The organism is Vibrio genomosp. F10 str. 9ZD137, from assembly GCF_049974785.1.
Classification (GTDB): domain Bacteria; phylum Pseudomonadota; class Gammaproteobacteria; order Enterobacterales; family Vibrionaceae; genus Vibrio.
In genome coordinates this window covers 1-21,127 of the sequence record NZ_JBNGCJ010000333.1, presented here as the reverse complement: position 1 = coordinate 21,127, position 21,127 = coordinate 1, and the positions used below count along the sequence as shown (strand labels likewise).

At 43.3% G+C, this 21,127-nt stretch carries 21 protein-coding genes; 11 read left to right on the top strand and 10 right to left on the bottom strand.

Going from position 1 to position 21,127, the window contains the following annotated elements:
- A partial coding sequence (gene hemH / locus ACP45E_RS07005; protein WP_069584832.1) for a ferrochelatase occupies positions 1 to 570 on the top strand: 570 nt, incomplete at its 5' end.
- 48 nt (positions 571 to 618) lie between these two features.
- Positions 619 to 1,116, top strand: a complete 498-nt coding sequence (gene rfaH, locus ACP45E_RS07000; RefSeq protein WP_017033187.1) for a transcription/translation regulatory transformer protein RfaH — start codon at positions 619 to 621, stop codon at positions 1,114 to 1,116.
- 75 nt (positions 1,117 to 1,191) lie between these two features.
- Here rfaH and asnB read toward each other — a convergent pair whose 3' ends face one another.
- The 4 genes from asnB to nagA all read right to left on the bottom strand — a co-directional run bounded on the left by asnB (position 1,192) and on the right by nagA (position 7,150).
- A complete protein-coding gene (asnB, locus tag ACP45E_RS06995; RefSeq protein ID WP_017033186.1) occupies positions 1,192 to 2,856 on the bottom strand; it encodes an asparagine synthase B in 1,665 nt (554 codons plus the stop codon).
- A gap of 227 nt (positions 2,857 to 3,083) precedes the next feature.
- Positions 3,084 to 4,673: a cation:proton antiporter family protein gene (locus tag ACP45E_RS06990; protein ID WP_017033185.1), complete on the bottom strand. Its 1,590-nt coding sequence runs from the start codon at positions 4,671 to 4,673 to the stop codon at positions 3,084 to 3,086.
- Between the two features lie 123 nt (positions 4,674 to 4,796).
- Positions 4,797 to 6,011 (bottom strand): DNA-binding transcriptional regulator NagC, encoded by a 1,215-nt coding sequence (nagC, locus tag ACP45E_RS06985; protein ID WP_017033184.1) that lies wholly within the window; start codon positions 6,009 to 6,011, stop codon positions 4,797 to 4,799.
- A 2-nt stretch (positions 6,012 to 6,013) separates the two neighbouring features.
- Positions 6,014 to 7,150, bottom strand: coding sequence for an N-acetylglucosamine-6-phosphate deacetylase (gene nagA, locus ACP45E_RS06980; protein ID WP_017038118.1), 1,137 nt, complete (start codon positions 7,148 to 7,150; stop codon positions 6,014 to 6,016).
- A 476-nt stretch (positions 7,151 to 7,626) separates the two neighbouring features.
- On the opposite strand from nagA, the gene nagE reads away from it, so the two are divergent.
- The gene (nagE, locus tag ACP45E_RS06975; protein WP_017033182.1) at positions 7,627 to 9,183 is read left to right on the top strand and encodes an N-acetylglucosamine-specific PTS transporter subunit IIBC; all 1,557 of its coding nucleotides are present in this window, start codon (positions 7,627 to 7,629) and stop codon (positions 9,181 to 9,183) included.
- Between the two features lie 259 nt (positions 9,184 to 9,442).
- On the top strand, positions 9,443 to 11,104 hold the full coding sequence (gene glnS / locus ACP45E_RS06970) for a glutamine--tRNA ligase (protein ID WP_017038117.1): 1,662 nt from the start codon (positions 9,443 to 9,445) through the stop codon (positions 11,102 to 11,104).
- Between the two features lie 72 nt (positions 11,105 to 11,176).
- Here glnS and fcrX read toward each other — a convergent pair whose 3' ends face one another.
- Positions 11,177 to 11,623 (bottom strand): ferric iron uptake transcriptional regulator FcrX, encoded by a 447-nt coding sequence (fcrX, locus tag ACP45E_RS06965; protein WP_017033181.1) that lies wholly within the window; start codon positions 11,621 to 11,623, stop codon positions 11,177 to 11,179.
- Between the two features lie 202 nt (positions 11,624 to 11,825).
- Between fcrX and ACP45E_RS06960 the strand changes: the two genes are divergently transcribed.
- Entirely contained in the window at positions 11,826 to 12,317 is a 492-nt protein-coding gene (locus ACP45E_RS06960) for a DUF4442 domain-containing protein (RefSeq protein ID WP_017038116.1), read from the top strand.
- A gap of 86 nt (positions 12,318 to 12,403) precedes the next feature.
- On the opposite strand, the gene fldA is transcribed toward ACP45E_RS06960, so the two are convergent.
- The 3 genes from fldA to ACP45E_RS06945 all read right to left on the bottom strand — a co-directional run bounded on the left by fldA (position 12,404) and on the right by ACP45E_RS06945 (position 14,075).
- Positions 12,404 to 12,937, bottom strand: a complete 534-nt coding sequence (fldA, locus tag ACP45E_RS06955) for a flavodoxin FldA (protein WP_017033179.1) — start codon at positions 12,935 to 12,937, stop codon at positions 12,404 to 12,406.
- A 51-nt stretch (positions 12,938 to 12,988) separates the two neighbouring features.
- Entirely contained in the window at positions 12,989 to 13,210 is a 222-nt protein-coding gene (locus tag ACP45E_RS06950) for a DUF2788 domain-containing protein (RefSeq protein WP_017033178.1), read from the bottom strand.
- A gap of 103 nt (positions 13,211 to 13,313) precedes the next feature.
- Complete coding sequence (locus tag ACP45E_RS06945; RefSeq protein WP_017038115.1) at positions 13,314 to 14,075, bottom strand: alpha/beta fold hydrolase; 762 nt, start codon at positions 14,073 to 14,075, stop codon at positions 13,314 to 13,316.
- 93 nt (positions 14,076 to 14,168) lie between these two features.
- Here ACP45E_RS06945 and seqA point away from each other — a divergent pair, with 93 nt between their 5' ends.
- Together seqA and pgm are read left to right on the top strand one after the other, a co-directional pair.
- Positions 14,169 to 14,714, top strand: coding sequence for a replication initiation negative regulator SeqA (seqA, locus tag ACP45E_RS06940; protein ID WP_017033176.1), 546 nt, complete (start codon positions 14,169 to 14,171; stop codon positions 14,712 to 14,714).
- Positions 14,715 to 14,809: 95 nt separating this feature from the next.
- Positions 14,810 to 16,456 carry a phosphoglucomutase (alpha-D-glucose-1,6-bisphosphate-dependent) gene (gene pgm / locus ACP45E_RS06935; RefSeq protein ID WP_017033175.1) on the top strand — a complete coding sequence of 549 codons (1,647 nt, stop codon included), beginning with the start codon at positions 14,810 to 14,812 and terminating at the stop codon, positions 16,454 to 16,456.
- 66 nt (positions 16,457 to 16,522) lie between these two features.
- Here pgm and ACP45E_RS06930 read toward each other — a convergent pair whose 3' ends face one another.
- Positions 16,523 to 17,290 (bottom strand): DUF1853 family protein, encoded by a 768-nt coding sequence (locus ACP45E_RS06930; protein ID WP_017038114.1) that lies wholly within the window; start codon positions 17,288 to 17,290, stop codon positions 16,523 to 16,525.
- Positions 17,291 to 17,381: 91 nt separating this feature from the next.
- Here ACP45E_RS06930 and ACP45E_RS06925 point away from each other — a divergent pair, with 91 nt between their 5' ends.
- Positions 17,382 to 18,194, top strand: coding sequence for a Nif3-like dinuclear metal center hexameric protein (locus ACP45E_RS06925; RefSeq protein ID WP_017038113.1), 813 nt, complete (start codon positions 17,382 to 17,384; stop codon positions 18,192 to 18,194).
- A 111-nt stretch (positions 18,195 to 18,305) separates the two neighbouring features.
- On the opposite strand, the gene ACP45E_RS06920 is transcribed toward ACP45E_RS06925, so the two are convergent.
- Positions 18,306 to 19,595, bottom strand: coding sequence for a citrate synthase (locus tag ACP45E_RS06920; protein ID WP_017033172.1), 1,290 nt, complete (start codon positions 19,593 to 19,595; stop codon positions 18,306 to 18,308).
- Positions 19,596 to 19,988: 393 nt separating this feature from the next.
- Here ACP45E_RS06920 and sdhC point away from each other — a divergent pair, with 393 nt between their 5' ends.
- The 3 genes from sdhC to ACP45E_RS06905 form a co-directional block, all read left to right on the top strand.
- A complete protein-coding gene (gene sdhC, locus ACP45E_RS06915; protein WP_017033171.1) occupies positions 19,989 to 20,381 on the top strand; it encodes a succinate dehydrogenase cytochrome b556 subunit in 393 nt (130 codons plus the stop codon).
- On the top strand, positions 20,375 to 20,722 hold the full coding sequence (gene sdhD, locus ACP45E_RS06910) for a succinate dehydrogenase, hydrophobic membrane anchor protein (protein ID WP_017033170.1): 348 nt from the start codon (positions 20,375 to 20,377) through the stop codon (positions 20,720 to 20,722). Before sdhC ends, sdhD begins: the two co-directional genes overlap by 7 nt.
- Positions 20,723 to 21,127, top strand: a 405-nt coding sequence (locus ACP45E_RS06905) for an FAD-binding protein (protein ID WP_141707247.1), incomplete at its 3' end; no start/stop codon positions are given. It lies immediately after the preceding gene.

Below are 21,127 nucleotides of genomic sequence, written 5' to 3'. Positions count from 1 at the left end.
CTCTCTTCCGATCTTGTGAGCGATGGTCTATTGAAAGCCTTTAAGGGAGCTGCCCGCATTCCTCAGTATCGTTTGACCACCGATTACCACGATCATCCACAATACATTAAAGCGCTTGCTGCCACGGTGAGAAAGAGTTGGCAAGAAAACGGTCAAGGCGATTACTTACTTTGTTCCTACCATGGAATACCAAAGCGCTATGCCGATAATGGCGATGTTTATCCTCAGCATTGTTTAACCACCACCAAATTGTTGGCGCAAGAACTCGGGTTAAATGAAGAGCAAATAGGGCACACTTATCAATCGCGTTTTGGACGAGAAGAGTGGTTACAACCGTACACTGACAAAACCCTTGAACAGCTGCCAGGAAAAGGCATTAAAAAGCTGGATATCGTTACCCCTGCTTTTGCCTCTGATTGTTTAGAAACATTAGAAGAAATTTCCGAAGAGTGTAAAGAGATCTTTGTTGAAGCCGGCGGAGAGCATTTTCAGTACATCCCATGCTTAAATGATTCGGATGAACATATCGAGTTATTGCAACAGATTGTAAAGACACAATTTACCCTCTAAAAGGGGTAAGATAGACTTAAAATAAATAGAAAAAGCTGTTGGTAAATTATGAAGCGTTGGTATCTTCTGTATTGTAAAAGAGGTGAGCAGCAACGAGCGAAACTGCACCTTGAAAATCAAAATGTCGAGGTCTTTTACCCAGAAGTTGAGGTGGAAAAAATCACCCGAGGTAAAAAGGCGGTTAAGAAAGAGCCACTTTTTCCATCTTATATGTTTGTTCGTTTCGATTTTGAGGCCGGGCCGTCATTGACAACCGTTCGATCGACTCGAGGTGTGGTGGATTTTGTTCGTATGGGTAACCACCCACAAGAGGTGCAAGGGGATCTGATCTATACGCTGAAACAGTTAGAACAAGATAACTGCGAAGTCCAGTCACTTAATCTTCCTGAAAAAGGCGACATTATTGGGGTAGTGGGTGGTCAATTCGCAGGAATTGATGCCATTTACCAAGAGTCAGATGGTGAAGCACGATCGATATTATTAGTGAAAATGATCAGTAAAAAGGTTCCAATTAGTATTGCTAATAAAGATTTAGATTTGCAATAAACACAGTTCATGCGGAACAGTGAAATAAAAAAGGCACCGAAAGGTGCCTTTTTTATGAATCAGATTCTATTGTGATTAGTAAGAATCGTTATGCACGGCTTTAACAGCGCGTCCAGATGGGTCTGCGCAGTTCTTAAAAGACTCATCCCATTCAATTGCTTTTGCAGATGAACAAGCAACGGATGGGCCACCTGGTACACATTCTGCTGCTGATTCTAGTGGGAACAACTCTTCAAAGATTTCACGATAAGCGTAACCTTCTTTTGTTTGAGGTGTGTTGTATGGGAAGCGGAACGCTGCTGTTTCCATTTGCTTGTCTGTGACGTTAGCATCAGCTGTTGCTTTTAACGTATCAATCCAATCATAGCCTACGCCATCAGAAAATTGCTCTTTTTGACGCCAAGCAATGGCTTCTGGTAAGTAGTGCTCAAAGCACTCGCGTAGGATGTGTTTTTCCATCTTACCGTTGCCACACATTTTATCCTCTGGGTTTAAGCGCATTGCCACATCGATAAACTCTTTATCCAAGAATGGTACACGGCCTTCAACACCCCATGCTGCCAACGACTTATTGGCACGCGCACAGTCAAACATGTTCAGAGCTAAAAGCTTACGTACTGTCTCTTCATGGAACTCTTTCGCGTTAGGCGCTTTATGGAAGTATAAGTAGCCACCAAAGATTTCGTCTGCACCTTCACCTGACAGCACCATCTTAATGCCCATCGCTTTGATCTTTCTTGCTAATAGGTACATGGGTGTTGAGGCGCGAATCGTGGTGACATCGTATGTTTCAATGTGGTAAATAACGTCACGAATCGCATCAAGACCTTCTTGAATAGTGTAGGTCATCTCATGGTGAACGGTACCAATTTGATCGGCAACCTCGCGAGCGGCTTTTAGATCGGGCGCACCTTCTAGTCCAACCGCAAAGGAGTGCAGTTGCGGCCACCATGCTTCAGACTGACCATCATCTTCAATACGCATTGCGGCAAATCGTTTGGCGACTGCTGAAGTAATCGAAGAATCAAGACCGCCAGATAACAGTACTCCGTATGGGACGTCAGTCATTAGTTGGCGCTTAACCGCGGCTTCTAAAGCTTCAGTTAACTCTTCTTTGCTGGTTGAGTTACCCTGGACTGCTGCGTACTCATTCCAATCTCTAGTGTAGTAACGCTGAGGTTCAGAGTCTGCTGAACCGTAGTAACAACCAGGAGGGAATTCACTCACGGTTTTACAAACGGGTACCAATGCTTTCATTTCTGATGCTACGTAGTAGTTACCGTGTTCGTCGTAACCTTGATAAAGAGGAATGATACCAATGTGGTCACGTCCAACTAAATATTGGTCTTTTTCTTCGTCATATAATACAAACGCGAAAATACCATTTAACTCTTCTAGTAGCTCTGAACCGTATTCTTGGTATAGCGCCAGAATGACTTCACAGTCAGAGTCGGTTTGAAAGTCGTATTTGCCTTCGTAACGTTCACGGATCTCTTTGTGGTTGTAGATCTCTCCATTGACCGCAAGTATGTGTTTTTTATCATGGCTATAAAGAGGCTGAGCTCCACTATTTAATCCCACAATGGCTAAGCGTTCATGCGCTAGAATCGCGTTGTCCGATGCATAAATACCTGACCAATCAGGGCCTCGGTGACGTAATTTTTTAGACATCTCTAGTGCCACGGGACGAAGCGAACTAGCGTCGCTCTTAATATCTAATATGCCAAAAACTGAACACATACAACTTCCTTTTAAATTTTATTTAATCTGTTAATAGCAATTTGCCATTTTGATTAAGAAAAGCAACTCTATTAGAGAATAAAAATGAGAAAAAGACGATAGGGTTAGAAAAAATCCACCAAAAAATCAATATTGATGGATTTTTTCTAATAAATGGTTGGAGAGCAGCCATTAGCTAGCGAGATACCGTGTATCTCGCCAAACATGAAATGAACAAGAGAGTAAGATTACTCTGGTTTGTTGAATACTGGCTTTAGTTGGTCGCACACATGACGCGCAAAACCACTGCCTGCTTCATTATAAATATTAAAAGCGGCATCTACGCCATTTTCAACCAAGATATCGAGTTGATCTGAGTACTCTGCGATCGCAGCGATTTGGCCTTGGAAGTTTCGGCTTTGAAGCTGTTGTAAAGCGATTTGGTTACCTTGGTGGTGAGGCATCGCTAATAGAACCAACTTCACATTGGCGGTATCTAATATTCTTTCCCAGAAGTCTGGATCCGTCGCGTCTCCTGAAATCACATTTCTTCCTTCAGAGCGATGTTCTAACGCTGCTTCTTCTTTGACTTCAACACCTAAGCTGACCTTCCCATAGCGTTTAATCAGCTCATCGTATGCCCCAGATCCGATACGGCCCATTCCAAGGATGAGTATCTGAGCGTTACCTGGATTAATCAGCTGATCGCGTTTATGAAGTTTCTCGGCGGTGTGCTCTTTTAACCAACCCGCTGAACGTTGATAAATAGCGTGGCCGTTTCTATTGATAGGAGCCGCGACAATAAATGATAAAGAGATAGTTAAGGCTAATGCAACGAGAATATCGCCTGACATCCAACCCATTTGGAAGGCTAATCCACCGACAATCAGGCCAAATTCACTAAAGTTAAACAAAGATAATGAGGTTAATAGAGACGTTCGGACTCTAAATTTGTAGGCCTTAAGAACGAGGAAGTAGAGAATTCCGTTAATGGGTAGCAGCAGCAAAAACAGAAGTGATAAAACAACGGCTGATAGCGTGGGTTGCGCGGAAAGCCCGATGTTTAAGAAAAAACACACCAGTAAAAGCTCTTTAATGTTAAAGAGTGATTTAGACAGCTCGGAGGCTTTCTTATGACCAGCCAGCAGCATGCCTAAAAGAAGCGCACCAAGATCCGGTTTGACGCCGACTAAATTAAAGAGACCGGCACCAACGACAAGGCCAAAGAAAATGCCACACAGTACCAGCATTTCCCCGTGTCCCACTTTATCGAGTATTGTGTAAAACAGTGGCCTTAAAAAAGGCAACACGAATAATGCAATAGCATACCACTCTGGGATTTTCCCTGTTGATACGGTAAGGAAAATGACCGCGAAGATATCTTGCATAACCAATATACCGATCGCAATCGTGCCGTATGTCGAGTTCAATTCCCCTTTTTCTTGCAGTGTTTTGACCGCAAAAACGGTTGAGGAGAACGAGAGAGCAAAGGCAAGTAATACAATATGTTCAAGCGGCATGGTTGCGATGCTTGAAATGCCCAGATATTTGAATATCAGTAGAGCGACACTAAACAGCAGCGTTGAGAGTAAATTGTGAACGGTGGCCCCAGCCCAAATTTCTTTGGAGAGTAGGATCTTAATATCCAGTTTTAAGCCAATAGTAAACAGCAGTAAAGTAACACCCAGATCGGCAAGCGTAATAATGGTTTCATTACTTTGAAAGCCGAACGCATGAAGACCAAAGCCCGCTAATAAGAAACCAACTAAAGGGGGAAGGTTGAGCTTAAGAGCGATAAAGCCAGCAAAAAATGCGGCGGAAATTAAGATGATGTCCATACGATTTGATTGTTATCCTCAATGACAAAAAGGCTGTGAATAATCACAGCCATAAAGTGTACATCAATTAGTTATAGAAGAAGAAGTTTTGTGCTCAGTTCTGCAGGTTTGTTGTCAGCTGGCTCAATCTTCTAAAAGTTTTTGCAATAGGACGCCATTGAGCATGGAGCGCTTAATCATGGCAAAGGCCCCAATCGTTGGCTGTTTATCCACTTTTGAAGCGACTATTGGCAGTGCCTTATGGAAAGTGGTGAGAGACTGATTTTCTACATTACGTCGTATCGCTGGGAATACAATGTCTTCACAAGCGGTGATATCTCCTGCGATAACCACCTTCTGCGGGTTAAACAGGTTAATAGTGATCGCGATGGCTTTACCGAGTTGGTTCCCCACGCGAACAAGACTTTGTGTTGCTAACTCGTCACCGAAGTTAGCGTGATCACACACATCTTGAATGGTGATAGAGTCAACTTTACTTAAGCTGGATTCGTAGCCTTGATTAATCAGTTTTTGTACTCGCTCCAGAATCGCTGGGTTTGAAGCCACCGTCTCTAAGCAACCAAAGTTACCACATTGACATTGCTCGCCCAGAGGATCTATCTGAATATGACCAATTTCTCCAACGTTACGATTGAAGCCTAAAAATACCTGACCGTTGACAATAATGCCTGCACCCGTACCACGGTGTACACTGACTAGTATCGAATCTTGGCAATCTTTAGAGGCGCCAAAATAGTGTTCAGCTAACGCAATTCCTCTAACGTCATTCCCGACAAAGCATTCGACGTTGAATTTGTCTTTGATGATGCTGCCCAGTGGGAGGTGGTCAATATCAGTATTTGGCATGTAATCCACAACCCCAGTTTCTGGATTAACCAAGCCTGGCAAGGCAATGCCGATCGCGATCAATTGGTTGGTAATAGCGCGATGATCTTCAATAAATCGCCCTAGTTGGGAGATCAAGCCGTCAGTCAGCTGAGTTTGATTAGAATAGATAAGCTCGTGATGTTCCGTCACCAGCTCTATTCCTCCTAGGTTATAGAGACTAAATTGAACATAGTCTCTGCCTAGCCTTACCGCCACTGAGTGGAAGGGTTCCACTTCTGTTGTTAAAGAAATGGCTCTGCGTCCGCCTGTGGAAGCCTGCTGGGCCACTTCTTTAATCAAACCGCGCTCAAGAAGTTGGCGGGTGATTTTGGTAACACTGGCTGGTGCGAGTTGACTCACATCAGCAACCTGTATTCTCGATATCGGACCTTTTTGATCAATAAGTCGATATACCGCTGCACTGTTTAGTTGTTTAACTAAATCTACGTTACCTATCTGTCCGCCATTCATGATTAATTTTGCTCGTATTGTCCGTTAACAACAGTCGCTTGAACATTGAAGTCTCTATCAAACACAGCAAGGTTAGCGACCATGCCCTTTTTAATTCGGCCTAATTGGTCATCAACACCCATTGCTGCAGCAGGGTATAGCGTAGCCATACGAAGAGCTTCATCCAAAGCGATACCGACATGCTCTACTGTATTTTGAACTGCTTCAATCATAGTCAGTGCAGAGCCGCCAAGCGTGCCATTTTCATCCACACACTTGCCATCACGGTAATATACTTTCTTGCCAACAAAAATAAAGTGATCCATCTCAGCACCTGCTGGAGCTGTGGCATCGGTCACTAATACAAGCTTTTCACCTTTGATTTTGTGAGCAATTCGGATGTTAGCGTAATCAACATGGAAGCCGTCGGCGATAATACCCGCGTAGACTTCAGGCGTATCATAAATCGCGCCCACAACACCGGGTTCACGTCCAACCATTGGGGTCATCGCATTAAATAAGTGCGTCGCAAACGTAATACCAGATTCAAAGCTTTGGCGCGCTTCCGCATACGTTGCATTAGTGTGGCCGATTGATACGACAATACCCGCCGCTTTCAAGCGCTCGATGTGCTCGGGAGCATTGTGTTCTGGTGCTAGTGTGACTTTTGATATTAGGTCTGCATTGTCGCAGATAGTATCAATCATGCTGTCATCTGAAGGGCGGATGTGGTCAACACTATGAATGCCTTTTTTGAGTACATTCAGGTATGGCCCTTCAAGGTGCAAACCGAGAGATTGGTTTTGATATTTTGAATGATAATCTCGAGCCGCATTGATGGCACTTTTCATATCTTCATCGGAAGAGGTAATCAGTGTAGGCAAAAAGCTGGTACAGCCAGATTTAAGGTTAGCCAGGTGCATGGTTTGCATGGTATCTGCAGTGATTTCATCATTTAGCATGACACCACCACAACCATTAAGCTGTAAATCAATAAAACCAGGGCTTAAATTTGCACCTTGAAGATCTTTTATTTCGATATCTGCTGGTAACTCTGACAGAGCACAAACCGATTCGATAAGGCCTTCATTAATGATAACAGCATGATTGAGAAGTACATCGCTGCCGGTGAAAATTTTACAGTTAGTTAGCGCATACATGATCAGCTAATCCTTATTTTAAAAATATATGAAACCTTGTGAGCTTAATTGAAGGAAAGAACGGAGTGAATACTTCTTTTTTAACGTTCAATTAGGCTGGGAATTTAGTTAGCAAATGGCGTGAAAACACTGAGTTTTATTGCTCTAAGTACATTCTTTTAAGATCGCGCCGTAATATAAATTTACATTATTAAAAAGTGGTGAAAGCCTTTATTTTATTGGCCTGGACGCCATAATTTGGTGCTAATAATCTCTAAATGTTATCGTCTATTTGCCATTTTTTTTAATTGTAAAATAAGTTTTATGATCTAGCTAGCAAAAACCTGCCTTTTTGGGTGTTTCTGGTGATTATGATCACAAATGGTAAGGTTTTAATTTGCGGAGCAAAATTAATGGCCTAAACTGAAAGCGACTAAATTGAGTGACCGAAATAAGTTACTCGCATAATGATTAATTCCTATAGGGGGAACTATAAGGTGAATATTCTTGGATACGCACAAAAGCTAGGTAAAGCTCTTATGCTGCCTATCGCAACGTTACCGATTGCGGCGCTTTTACTACGTTTGGGTCAAGGCGACCTGTTAGATATCGCATTCATGGCGCAAGCTGGTGGAGCAATTTTTGGTAACCTACCGCTTCTATTCGGTTTGGGTATTGCGATTGGTCTTTCTAAAGACGGTAACGGTGCGGCAGGTCTTGCTGGTGCAGTTGCTTACTTCGTACTAACTGCTACAGCAACGACAATTAACGCAGATGTTAACATGTCATTCTTCGGCGGTATCTTCGCAGGTATCATCGCAGGTCACTCATACAACGCTTTCCACGCGACACGCCTTCCAGAATGGCTGGCTTTCTTCGCGGGTAAACGTTTAGTACCTATCATGGCCGGTCTATTTGCACTTGTTGCCGGTGCTGTTTCTGGTGTGGTTTGGCCTGGTGTACAGTCTGGTCTAGATGCACTTGCTCACGCAGTATCAACGTCTGGCGCTGTTGGTCAATTCGTTTACGGTACTCTTAACCGTGCACTTATCCCTGTCGGTCTGCACCACGTGTTGAACTCTTACTTCTGGTTCGGTATGGGTACGTGTCAAGAAATCATCGTTGCTGGTCAAGGCGCTTTCGCTAACATCACTCAACTTTGTGTTGACCCGACACTGGCTAAAACTCTAGTTGTTGGTCAAGAGCACACGTTCACATTCGCTAACTCTGTTACTCCAGAAATCACAACTGTTGTGAAAGAAGTGACTGAAACAGTGAAATCTGGCGACCTACACCGTTTCTTCGGTGGCGATAAAGGCGCTGGTGTATTCATGAACGGTTTCTTCCCTGTCATGATGTTCGGTCTACCAGGCGCAGCTCTAGCAATGTACCTAGCAGCTCCTGCTGAAAAACGCAGCCAAGTTGGTGGTGCACTGTTCTCAGTAGCCTTCTGTTCTTTCCTAACGGGTATCACAGAGCCACTAGAATTCATGTTTGTATTCCTAGCGCCTGCTCTATACGCAATGCACGCTGTGTTTACAGGTCTGTCTCTAGTTGTTGCTAACATGTTTGGTACGCTACACGGCTTTGGTTTCTCTGCAGGTCTTATCGACTTCGTATTGAACTGGGGTCTAGCAACTAAACCATTCACTCTACTATTGATTGGTCTAGCATTTGGTGCTCTATACTTCTTCACATTTAGCTTTGCTATCCGCGCATTCAACCTTAAGTCGCCAGGTCGTGAAGATGAAGACGAAGAAGCTGCTCCAGCGGGCGACGCTCCAAAAGGTGATGTTGCACGTCAATACCTTAAAGCTCTAGGTGGTCACGACAACCTAACTTCAATTGATGCATGTATCACACGTCTACGTTTAACTCTTAAAGACCGCTCTATCGCTGATGAAGCTGTACTTAAGAAGCTTGGCGCGAAAGGTGTTGTTAAACTAGGTGAAAATAACCTACAAGTTATTCTTGGCCCACTGGCTGAAATCGTTGCTGGCGAAATGAAAGCAATCGGTCCAGGTGAAGACCTTTCAGATGTAAAACTTCCTTAGTCGCAACTTTCCTTAATTGGAATAACGACAAGTAAGTGAAAAATATTAAGCCTCCCTATTTTGGGAGGTTTTTTTGTTTGTGTTGAAGTCTATATGGTTGAGTGGCTAGAAGATGAACGCTGTATTCTTCATCATTCTTCACGGGCTCAGCGAGTAATTGATAATTTAATGCGAGTTCTTATTGTGTAAAGGCGTAGAATTGTGGATCATTAACGGCTTATTAATTCTGACAATACTAAACCATATTGAGGTGCTATAGATGAGTGAAGCTGCTGAGGCTCGTCCATCGAATTTCATTCGCCAAATCATAGATAAAGATTTAGCGGATGGTAAACACACTAACGTGCATACTCGTTTCCCACCGGAGCCGAACGGGTATTTGCACATTGGTCATGCTAAATCTATTTGCTTAAATTTTGGTATTGCTCAGGACTACCAGGGGCAGTGTAATCTACGTTTTGATGACACAAACCCTGAGAAAGAAGACGTTGAGTACGTTGAGTCTATTAAAAATGACGTCAGCTGGTTAGGCTTTGAATGGTCTGGCGATGTTTGTTATTCATCGAATTACTTTGATACGCTTTATGGCTACGCTGTTGAGCTAATAAACAAAGGTCTAGCGTATGTCGATGAGTTGAGCCCAGAGCAGATCCGTGAATACCGCGGTACGTTAACAGAGCCTGGTAAAGCGAGCCCTTATCGCGATCGTAGTCCTGAAGAAAATTTAGCGTTATTTGAGAAAATGCGCGAAGGTGGATTTAAAGAAGGGACTGCGTGTCTGCGAGCTAAAATTGATATGAGCTCTTCGTTCATGGTGATGCGCGATCCGGTGATATACCGCGTTCGCTTTGCGACTCATCATCAAACGGGCGATAAGTGGTGCATTTACCCTATGTACGACTTTACGCATTGTATTTCTGATGCCCTTGAGGGGATCACTCATTCGTTGTGTACGCTTGAGTTCCAAGATAACCGTCGTTTGTACGATTGGGTCCTTGAGAATATCTCGATCGATTGTCAACCGCATCAATATGAATTCAGTCGTTTGAATCTTGAGTATACGGTGATGTCAAAACGTAAACTGAATCAGTTAGTTGTTGAAAACCTGGTTGAAGGCTGGGACGACCCACGCATGCCAACGATTTCTGGTTTGCGTCGACGAGGTTTCACTCCTGGTTCTATCCGTGAATTCTGTAAGCGTATTGGTGTAACGAAGCAAGAGAACATGATTGAGTTTGGTTCTCTAGAATCTTGTATTCGTGATGATCTGAATGAAAATGCGCCTCGTGCAATGGCAGTTCTTGATCCTATTAAAGTGGTTATTGAAAACTTTGATGAAACGAACGTTGAGACATTGACGATTGCTAACCACCCAAATAAGCCTGAAATGGGTAGTCGCGAAGTACCATTCTCTCGTGAAGTTTGGATCGAGCGTGATGATTTTCGTGAAGAAGCGAACAAGAAGTACAAACGTTTAGTACTAGGTAAAGAAGTTCGACTGCGCGGCTCGTACGTGATTAAAGCTGAGCGTATTGAAAAAGATGCGGAAGGCAATATTACGACTATTTTCTGCTCTTACGACAATGAAACACTGGGTAAGAATCCAGCTGACGGTCGCAAAGTAAAGGGCGTGATTCACTGGGTTTCTGCTGACAAAGCGATACCAGCTGAAATTCGCCTATATGATCGTCTATTTACGGTTGCTAACCCAGCAGCAGAAGATAACTTTGCTGAAACGATCAACCCTGAATCATTGCTGAAAGTGAATGGGTTTGTTGAGCCTAGCTTAGCTTCAGCGGTTGCGGAGCAAGGGTTCCAATTTGAACGTACGGGGTACTTCTGTGTGGACAGCAAAGAGTCTAAGGCTGATGCACTCGTGTTTAATCGTACGGTAGGATTACGTGATACCTGGGCTGGTTAAATGGCCATATTCGCTTTCTACTGATAACAAAAATGCCAGCTGATGCTGGCATTTTTTATTCTTAACAACGCATTATTTTGGCTTATGAGCGTCGGATTTTTCTTTGCAATCACCACTTGCGCATTTCCCATAGAGGTAAAGGCTGTGATTGGTCAATTCGACATTGTATTTTTTTGCGATCTCTTTTTGACGTTCTTCGATAAGGTCATCAGCAAATTCGATAACAGTCCCGCAGTCTAAACAGACGAGATGATCATGATGCTCCTGAGTCGATAATTCAAAAACAGACTTACCACCTTCAAAGTGATGGCGGGTTACGATACCGGCATCGTCAAATTGGTTAAGAACACGGTATACCGTGGCAAGACCGATCTCTTCACCAAGATCAATCAACTTCTTATACAAGTCTTCTGCACTAATATGTTGGCTGGATGGATGTTGCAGTATTTCTAAAATCTTTAGCCTTGGAAGGGTTATTTTAAGACCAGCATTCTTTAGCGCTTGGTTATTATCTGACATATACTTTCCTGTTGATGTTCTGCGGTCGTAACTGATCCAACGTTTTAGTTATTATAGGGTAGTGTCACTCAACAATAAACCGCGAAGTTCAAAGGGTTAATAGGAATGCATGATAAACTTTGCATAATTTGACACAAAAGATGTCGGACCAGTAACTTTTATGTAACAATTTACACCAACCTATACTGACCGTCGCATTTTTATGGATTCATTTGTATCAAAAATATATACCCCCAATATCGTTAAATTTGCATTGAATATTTGGCCACCATTCTGGGGGGCTGGCATTAAGATTCAGTCAATTAGTGAAGATTTTCGTGAAGTTCAGATGAAGCTAAAATTGCGCTGGTGGAACAAAAATGCCAATCGCACTCAATATGGTGGCAGTATTTTTTCACTCACGGATCCTGTTTATTCATTAATGCTGATGGGCATTCTTGGTGATAAATATTACGTTTGGGACAAAGAGGCGAGCATCAATTTTATTAAGCCAGGTTTAGGTGATCTTCATGCGGATTTTATGGTCTCCCAGCCCCAAATCGACGAAATCTATGAATCCACGATGAATGGTGACAAGTGTTTTCCTGAGTTCGTCATTCATGTAAAAGATAAGAACGGTGAAGTGGTCGCAGAGGTTCAAAGAAAGTTATACGTTAGAAAGAAGCCCAAATATCGTAGTGATGATGAGCAGTAATTAGGGTTTCACGATATAACCCTTTAACAGGCAATAAAAAACCTCCTAGAATGGAGGTTCTTTTTTGAACTTGGTTAAGTATTTACTTAGTCAGCAAGTTCAGACAAGCACATTTCTTCATGGATCTGAGCAGCCCAGGTATTTACGCGAGATTCAGTCAGTTCAGGTTGACGATCTTCATCAATACATAGACCGACAAACTGGCTGTCATCCCCTTCTACGAGTGCTTTAGAGGCTTCAAACTCGTAGCTTTCGGTTGATGTATAACCCAGAATGGTGCCGCCTTTCGCTTCGACGATGTCTCGAACAGTCCCCATCGCGTCACAGAAATATTCAGCGTAATCTTCTTGATCACCGCAGCCGAAAATACCAACAAGCTTGGTTGAGAAGTCAATCCCTTCTAGCTCAGGAAAAAAATCATCCCAGTCGCATTGAGCTTCACCGTAGTACCAAGTAGGAATGCCAAGAAGAAGCAGATCAAAGTTATCAATGTCTTCTTTGCTACTTTTTGCAATATCTTGAACGTGAACGAGTTGTTTACCCAATTGCTTTTGAATCATCTTTGCAACAGCTTCTGTGTTGCCGGTGTCGCTACCAAAGAAGATACCTACACTTGCCATAGAATCATTACCTTTCATATTGTCTGTGTCGAGGGGCTAAAGAAACAGTGGCTAACCAAGCCCTGAACCTTCCCAGCTAATTTGGATCAATCCTTTAGCGATGAATCCAGCGCAACCAAGGAAAAGTACTAGCCATACAATACGACGCCCAAAAGGAGGAACATTGCCTTGTTTGAGAACATCTTTTATCGCCATACCAATGAGGAAGAAGATAGATGCAAAAAGTAAGTCTAAACCAATAGACTCAAGCATGTTCATATAGTCGTACAGCATGGAATCCCTTTATGCCAATTTACTTGCGCGCACTATACCATTGTTAAACGCTAAAGTTAATCCGTGCTGAGTTATCTGTGCCTGATTAATGAGAGTAACGTTATTACAAAAAGTTCCGAATTACTCTTAGCACTTCTTTTGGCTTTTCAGCGTGTAGCCAGTGACCAACGTTTGAGACGATATGCGCCTTAGCCTGTGGGAATTGACGTTGAATCTCTGGTTGGTGTTCTGGTAATAAGTAGTCTGATTGCGCCCCTTTGACAAATAGCGTTGGAATAGCGATTGGTTCAACACTATGCCACCCCAGTATTTCCCAATAATGAGTCACAATGGATTCGACATTGAATCGCCAGCACATAATGCCGTCAGAGCGAAATAAGGATTTACTCAAAAACTGCCTAACACCTTCGATGAGAATATGTTCAGACATGATTTCTAACGCTTTATTGCGGCTGGTCGGCTTTGCTTCGATGACCGCTTGTAGTCCGTTAAGCACATTTTCGTGTCGGTGGACTTGGTAGGCAACGGGCGCCATATCTAAAACAACCAACTTGCTGATAAGTGAGTTTGATATCGCCGCCACTTTCATCGCGACCTTTCCGCCCATGGAGTGACCAATCAGTACAACATCGGAAAGATTAAGGTGCTCAAGAAGAGACACAACATCTTCAGCCATAGATGCATAGTCATGCGTATCTGAATGAAACGATAAGCCATGGTTTCGGAGATCAATGCTTAAAACTTGATGATCGTGTCCAAGATCACGTGCTAGCAAGCCGAGATTGTCCAAGTTTCCAAACAAGCCATGGATTAAAACAAGAGTTTGGCCGGAGCCTTCAAGTTTGTAGTTGAGCAATTGAGACATTTTTATCTTATTCATGATTGGTTTGCCGTAGAGTATCCGTGAAGATCTCGCTATAATCCCACAGAGTTTAAACATAGAGATTGTGAAAAGCGAATGAAAACAATTGAGGTTGATGAGGATCTATACCGTTATATTGCGAGCCAGACTCAGCATATTGGTGAAAGCGCGTCTGATATATTACGCCGATTACTGAATGCAAATAAAGGCGACAATGCGGAGACTCAGCAAGAAGAAGCACAAGTGAAGCCGAAAGGTATTGTTGTCAGCAAAGACGCGGGTAAAGTGGAAGCGGTCGACAGTATTAAAGAGATGCGCTCTTTATTGATCTCTGACGAGTTTGCAAGCTTAAAGAAAGCGATTGATCGTTTTATGCTGGTGTTGTCCACTCTGCACCGAGTTAACCCAGCAAGCTTTTCTGAAGCGACCCAAGTCAAAGGGCGCAAACGTGTTTATTTTGCTGATAATGAACAGACGCTATTGGCAAACGGTAATACGACGAAACCAAAAGCGATTCCCAATACACCGTTTTGGGTTATAACCAATAATAATACCAGTCGAAAACGACAAATGACTGAGCAGCTGATGACGAGAATGAACTTTCCAGCTGATTTAATCGAAAAGGTTATAAATACGATTTAGATTTTATACTTGAAGCCTCACAATAACATGCATGGTTAGCAGCGTATTGTGAGGCTTTTTAGTGTTACAAACCTACCTAAGAAAGGACGTCATAAATGGCTATGCACCCAAGAGCAGGAACAAAAGCACAACAACAAGATTTGCATAATATTCCAGCTTTAGTATCAAATTATTTTCTACTTCAACCTCAGGCTAACAATTCAGATCATAAGGTGCAGTTTGGCACTTCTGGTCACCGAGGTACGGCAGATAAATCAACATTCAATGAAAATCATATCTTGGCGATTGCTCAAGCGGTTGCTGAAGTTCGGGCTAAAGCGAACATTACAGGGCCACTGTTTTTGGGCAAAGATACGCATGCGTTGTCCGAACCTGCATTTTTGACCGTTGTCGAAGTATTAGTTGCCAATGGCGTAAAGGTGATCAGTCAAGAAAATAATGGCTATACACCGACTCCAGGTGTTTCTCATGCGATTCTGACGCACAATTTGAAACATGATGCGAAAGCGGATGGCATTGTGATTACTCCTTCTCATAATCCACCGCAAGATGGTGGTATCAAATACAACCCGACTCACGGGGGCCCAGCAGAAGCGGAACTCACACAAGCGATTGAAGACCGTGCCAATGAGTTGATTTCACTTGATTTGGCGGGTGTGAAACGTCTGCCTATTGCACAAGCAAAAGCGTCTGATCTGTTTGTCGAGTGTGACCTGGTTAAGCCTTACATCGATGATCTTGTGAACGTTGTTGATATGGAAGCGATTCAAAAATCAGGGCTAAAGCTAGGCGTCGATCCACTAGGTGGATCGGGCATTGACTACTGGCGCCAAATTGCGACCGCCTATGAGCTTGATTTAACACTGGTCAGTGAAGCGATTGATCCGACGTTCCAGTTTATGTCTTTGGATAAAGACGGGGTTGTGCGTATGGATTGCTCATCACCTTATGCAATGGCAGGGTTACTTGAATTAAAAGACGACTATGATTTGGCGTTTGGTAATGACCCAGATTACGATCGTCATGGCATTGTAACGCCACAAGGCTTGATGAATCCGAACCACTTTTTAGCCGTATGTATTGACTACCTATACCGTAACCGTGAAGGGTGGGGTAAAGAGGTTGCTGTTGGTAAAACACTCGTATCTAGTGCTTTGATTGACCGTGTGGTTGCCGACCTGGGGCGCGAGCTTTGTGAAGTTCCTGTTGGATTCAAATGGTTTGTTGATGGGCTGTACAGCGGTCAATTTGGTTTTGGTGGCGAAGAAAGTGCAGGGGCATCCTTCTTGAGAAAAGATGGCACACCTTGGTCAACCGATAAAGATGGTATTTTATTGTGTCTTTTGGCCGCAGAAATTACCGCGGTAACGGGCAAGAACCCTCAGCAATACTATGAAGAACTGGCGGCTAAGCATGGAGAGTCAAAATACAATCGTATCCAAGCTGTTGCCAATGGGCCACAGAAAGACATTTTGAAAAAGCTTTCAGCAGAGATGGTTTCAGCTGAGACTTTAGCGGGTGAGCCGATTACAGCGCGACTGACTCATGCTCCTGGTAATGGTGCGGCCATTGGTGGCTTAAAAGTGACGACTGAAAATGGTTGGTTTGCTGCTCGTCCATCAGGTACGGAAGATATCTATAAGATTTACTGCGAAAGCTTTAAAGGCGAAGAGCACTTGGCTCAAATTGAAGCGGAAGCGCAAGATATTGTTAATCAAGTATTTGCTGATGCCGGTTTGTAGTCGATAGTTGAAGAAAAAGGCGATCGGATGATCGCCTTTTTTATGCGTGTTTTTCAGAGGTTCGGTTTAGCTTCTTGGCTTTGGCTCGTTTGGCCAGTGGTTAGGCACGACAAACCAAAACTCACCAGACGATGTTTGAGCATGAACAAATCGATCGGTGGGCTTATCGATAGGTTCGCCTAGTTTCGTTGCTCCAGTCGCCCATTGGTACTTTTCTAGAGGGTATAAAGGCTCCGCAATCAAATGCCATTGATTTTCATAACACCACTTTCCCTGTATTTGAGAGGCGTTCAACGCATAGCCATGACAACTTTCTGGTATATCTTGATCAATAAATGGATTGACGTACAAACGCCCTTGAAGCAAAAGGTGTAAAGAAATAGGGGATATTTGCGGATACTTCTGTTTGAATGAGGCCGTTTGTGACATAGTTAGTTGGTGGTCGATCATCCTCTTTAACTTAATATCGAGCCGGTCTTTAGAATTAGGCCCATACCAATGGGAGCCGTGCAACAGATAAAACTTGATGGCCACTTCCCAGTGTTCAAATTGATGGTTTGAGCGATCTTGAATGATAAAATCAATTTCCCCTAACGTTCTACCATCTACATTAATCTGTTCTTCAGTCATGACGATTTGATGATCATCCGAATGCTCGAACCACCTCTCACAAAGATATTGATATAAAAAACCTAAACGAGGGTTTCCGGAATACGTTTCACCTAAAGGGAGCGAGTGATGCGGGAGGGCCGGTAAATTATCAAGTGGAGGCCTAGGTTCAAATAATGATGGGGCTGTGATGACCCACTGATAAAAACGGTGTAATGAATCCATATAATCCCTATATTCCTTCCAACAGCTTTCGACTTTAGAGCGTGAACTTGCTATAAACATTGGCATGAAACAAGGCCAATGGAAATGAACCATGAATAACCTGCAACTTGAAGCAATCCTTAATACAGAGCTTTCTCCCCAGCTAATTAAAGACTATTGCCCGAATGGAATGCAAATAGAAGGCAAGAGTGACATTAAGCGCATCGTAACCGGTGTGACCGCATCACAAGCACTTATCGACAAAGCCATTGCGTTAAATGCAGATGCTATCTTAGTCCATCATGGCTATTTTTGGAAAGGCGAATCAGAAGTCATTAAAGGCATGAAAGGTAAGCGTATTCGAACCCTGATTAAGAACGACATCAATTTGTATGGCTACCACTTACCACTGGATATTCATCCTTCTTTAGGTAACAACGCCGAATTAGCGCGTTTACTGGGCATAGAGGTAGAAGGGGGCCTTGAAGGGCATGCTCAATCCGTTGCAATGTATGGGAGGCTAACTGAGCCCATGACGGCAGGAGACTTTGCCACAAAGATTAATCAAGTTCTCAATCGCCAACCGCTGCATATTTCCCCTGAGAACCTGTCCGCTGAGAACTTATCCCTTGAGAACCTAGACCCAGAAAACGCTGTCGACAAAGGCGAACTGGTTGAAACAGTGGGGTGGTGTACGGGGGGCGGGCAAGACTATATTGAATTAGCTGCACAAAAAGGGCTTGATGCCTTTATCTCAGGCGAGATATCAGAGCGCACTACTTACGTCGCTCGTGAACTGGGTATCCATTACTATGCAGCAGGACACCACGCGACAGAACGATATGGCATTAAAGCACTCGGAGAGTGGTTACATTTAGAGCATGGGCTTGAGGTGATGTTCGTTGATATTGATAACCCTGTTTAGTTTGCATAAACCCGTATGGCTGGAATGAAAATAAAAAAGCTTGGCACATGGCCAAGCTTTTTAGTTTTGTTTCTCTGCTGCCACTAACAACGTAGAGACAGCCCCAAACCATTAATCACGTTCGTGAAGCGGTTGGAAATCACGTTGTTCTTGACCGGTATACAACTGACGAGGGCGTCCAATACGGTTTGTAGGATCACTGTGCATTTCGTTCCAGTGAGCTATCCACCCGATAGTCCGCGACATCGCAAAAATAACGGTAAACATAGAGACTGGAATACCAATCGCTTTAAGAATAATGCCTGAGTAAAAGTCCACGTTCGGGTAGAGTTTCTTCTCAACAAAATACTCATCAGAAAGCGCAATGCGTTCCAGTTCCATCGCAACGTCTAGCAGAGGATCTTTAATATTCAGCTCTTTCAGAACGTCGTGACAAGCTTCACGCATGACCGTTGCGCGTGGATCGTAGTTTTTGTAAACACGGTGACCAAAGCCCATCAAACGGAACGGGTCTTCTTTGTCTTTCGCTTTTGCTACGTACTCTTCAATATTATCAACGCTGCCAATTTCTTCTAACATATGAAGACATGCTTCATTGGCACCACCGTGAGCAGGGCCCCAAAGAGACGCGATACCCGCCGCAATACACGCAAATGGGTTAGCACCTGATGAACCTGCAAGACGTACTGTTGACGTTGAAGCATTTTGTTCATGATCAGCATGCAAGGTGAAGATTTTGTCCATTGCGCGAGCGACAACAGGGTTTACTTCATACTCTTCACATGGGTTTGCAAACATCATGTGTAGGAAGTTCTCAGCGTAGCTTAGTTCATTCCTTGGGTAAATAAACGGCTGTCCGATAGAGTACTTGTAACACATTGCTGCCAATGTAGGCATTTTTGATAACAGACGATAAGCCGCGATTTCACGGTGCGTATCGTTATTAATATCAAGTGAATCATGGTAAAACGCTGCAAGTGCGCCAACCACACCACACATCACGGCCATTGGGTGAGCATCACGTCGGAATCCGTGATAGAAACTTGCGATCTGCTCGTGGACCATAGTGTGACGAGTTACTGTGCGTTTAAAGGTTTCGTATTGCTCACGACCAGGGGCTTCACCGTAAAGAAGAATATAACAGACTTCTAAATAGTCAGCGTTGTTCGCTAACTGATCAATAGGATAGCCACGGTGCAGTAACACACCTTTTCCGCCATCAATGTAAGTGATTTGAGATTCACAAGATGCAGTGGCAAGAAAACCAGGGTCGAAAGTGAAATATCCATTTGAACCTAGCTTACGAACATCAATTACTTGAGGGCCGACAGTCCCGTCCATAATTGGCAATTCGATTGGCGCTAAACCTTCAATATGAAGGGTCGCTTTCTTATCCGCCATAACAATCTCCTTTGTTTATTATTAATCCGTCCAGGATGTTTATTTGCCATTTTTGTACGTGTGTTCGCTTATAAAGTCAATTATTCTCCTTCGATGTGTGCACTTAGCATGACTTTTTATAGCAAATAAGTTAAAAATCTGTTCTATGTAGCAAAAATTGTTACATCAATTGTATTAGAATGTTGCCAGTCGTATAGTGACGCTAGAAATCTCGGTGAAAACCTTATAAATTCAAGGCTAGAAACAAATACGGGGTTAGCTTTTCAGTTTTTTTGTTAACATTTTATTTACAATTAACTGGTGCTTTTCTCGTCATAATTGTTACTTAGATGTTGTGTTTTGTCGGTTTCCGCACGAGATTCGTTGATAACAATAAATGCTCAATGGAGCTGAGTGAGCAAGCCCGTGAAAGAAAGAAAGTCAAGACCTGTTAATTTAGATTTACAGACAGTTAGCTTTCCAATTACTGCAATCGCATCCATCCTGCACCGAGTGGCAGGGGTGATTACGTTTGTAGCGATTGGCATATTGTTATGGCTACTGTCTCTATCCCTCGAGTCCCCTTATGGATTCAAAGAAGCCAGTGACCTTGTTAGTGGTTTCTTTGTGAAGTTTATTTTATGGGGAATCGCCACCGCGTTGGCCTACCATATTGTTGGTGGCATACGTCACCTACTGATGGATTTCGGCTACTTTGAAGAACTCGATACTGGAGCTTTAAGTGCTAAAGTCGCTTTTGCTGCCACTGCCGTTCTATCACTTCTTGCAGGAGTATTAGTATGGTAAAGCATGTTTCATCATTTGGACGAAATGGCGTTCACGATTATCTATTGATTCGTGCAACCGCCATTCTCATGACTCTTTACACCGTCTATTTGATTAGCTTCTTAGCTTTCTCAGGCGATATTTCTTATATCTCTTGGACTCAATTTTTCGGTAGCACATTTACTAAAGTCTTCACCATGCTTGCTTTACTGTCCGTGCTGATTCATGCATGGATTGGTCTATGGCAGGTTCTAACGGATTACGTCAAATGCGCAACCTTGCGTGGCGGTTTGCTGTTAGCTGTTGTGGTGGCACTATTGAGCTATTTTTTCTCTGGTTTTTACATTTTGTGGGGTGCGTAAGTGACTATTCCAGTTCGAGAATTCGATGCCGTTGTAATTGGCGCTGGTGGTGCAGGGATGCGCGCTGCACTACAAATTTCAGAGCAAGGCCTTTCGTGCGCTTTGTTGTCTAAAGTGTTTCCAACACGATCTCATACAGTATCAGCTCAGGGCGGTATTACTGTTGCCCTTGGTAATGCTCATGAAGATCACTGGGAGCAGCACATGTACGACACCGTCAAAGGTTCCGATTACATCGGAGACCAAGATGCGATTGAGTATATGTGTAAAAATGGTCCTGAGTCAGTTATTGAACTAGAAAAGATGGGTTTACCATTTTCTCGTTTTGATAATGGCACGATTTACCAACGCCCGTTTGGTGGCCAATCGAAAAACTTTGGTGGTGAGCAAGATCGGAAGAGCGGT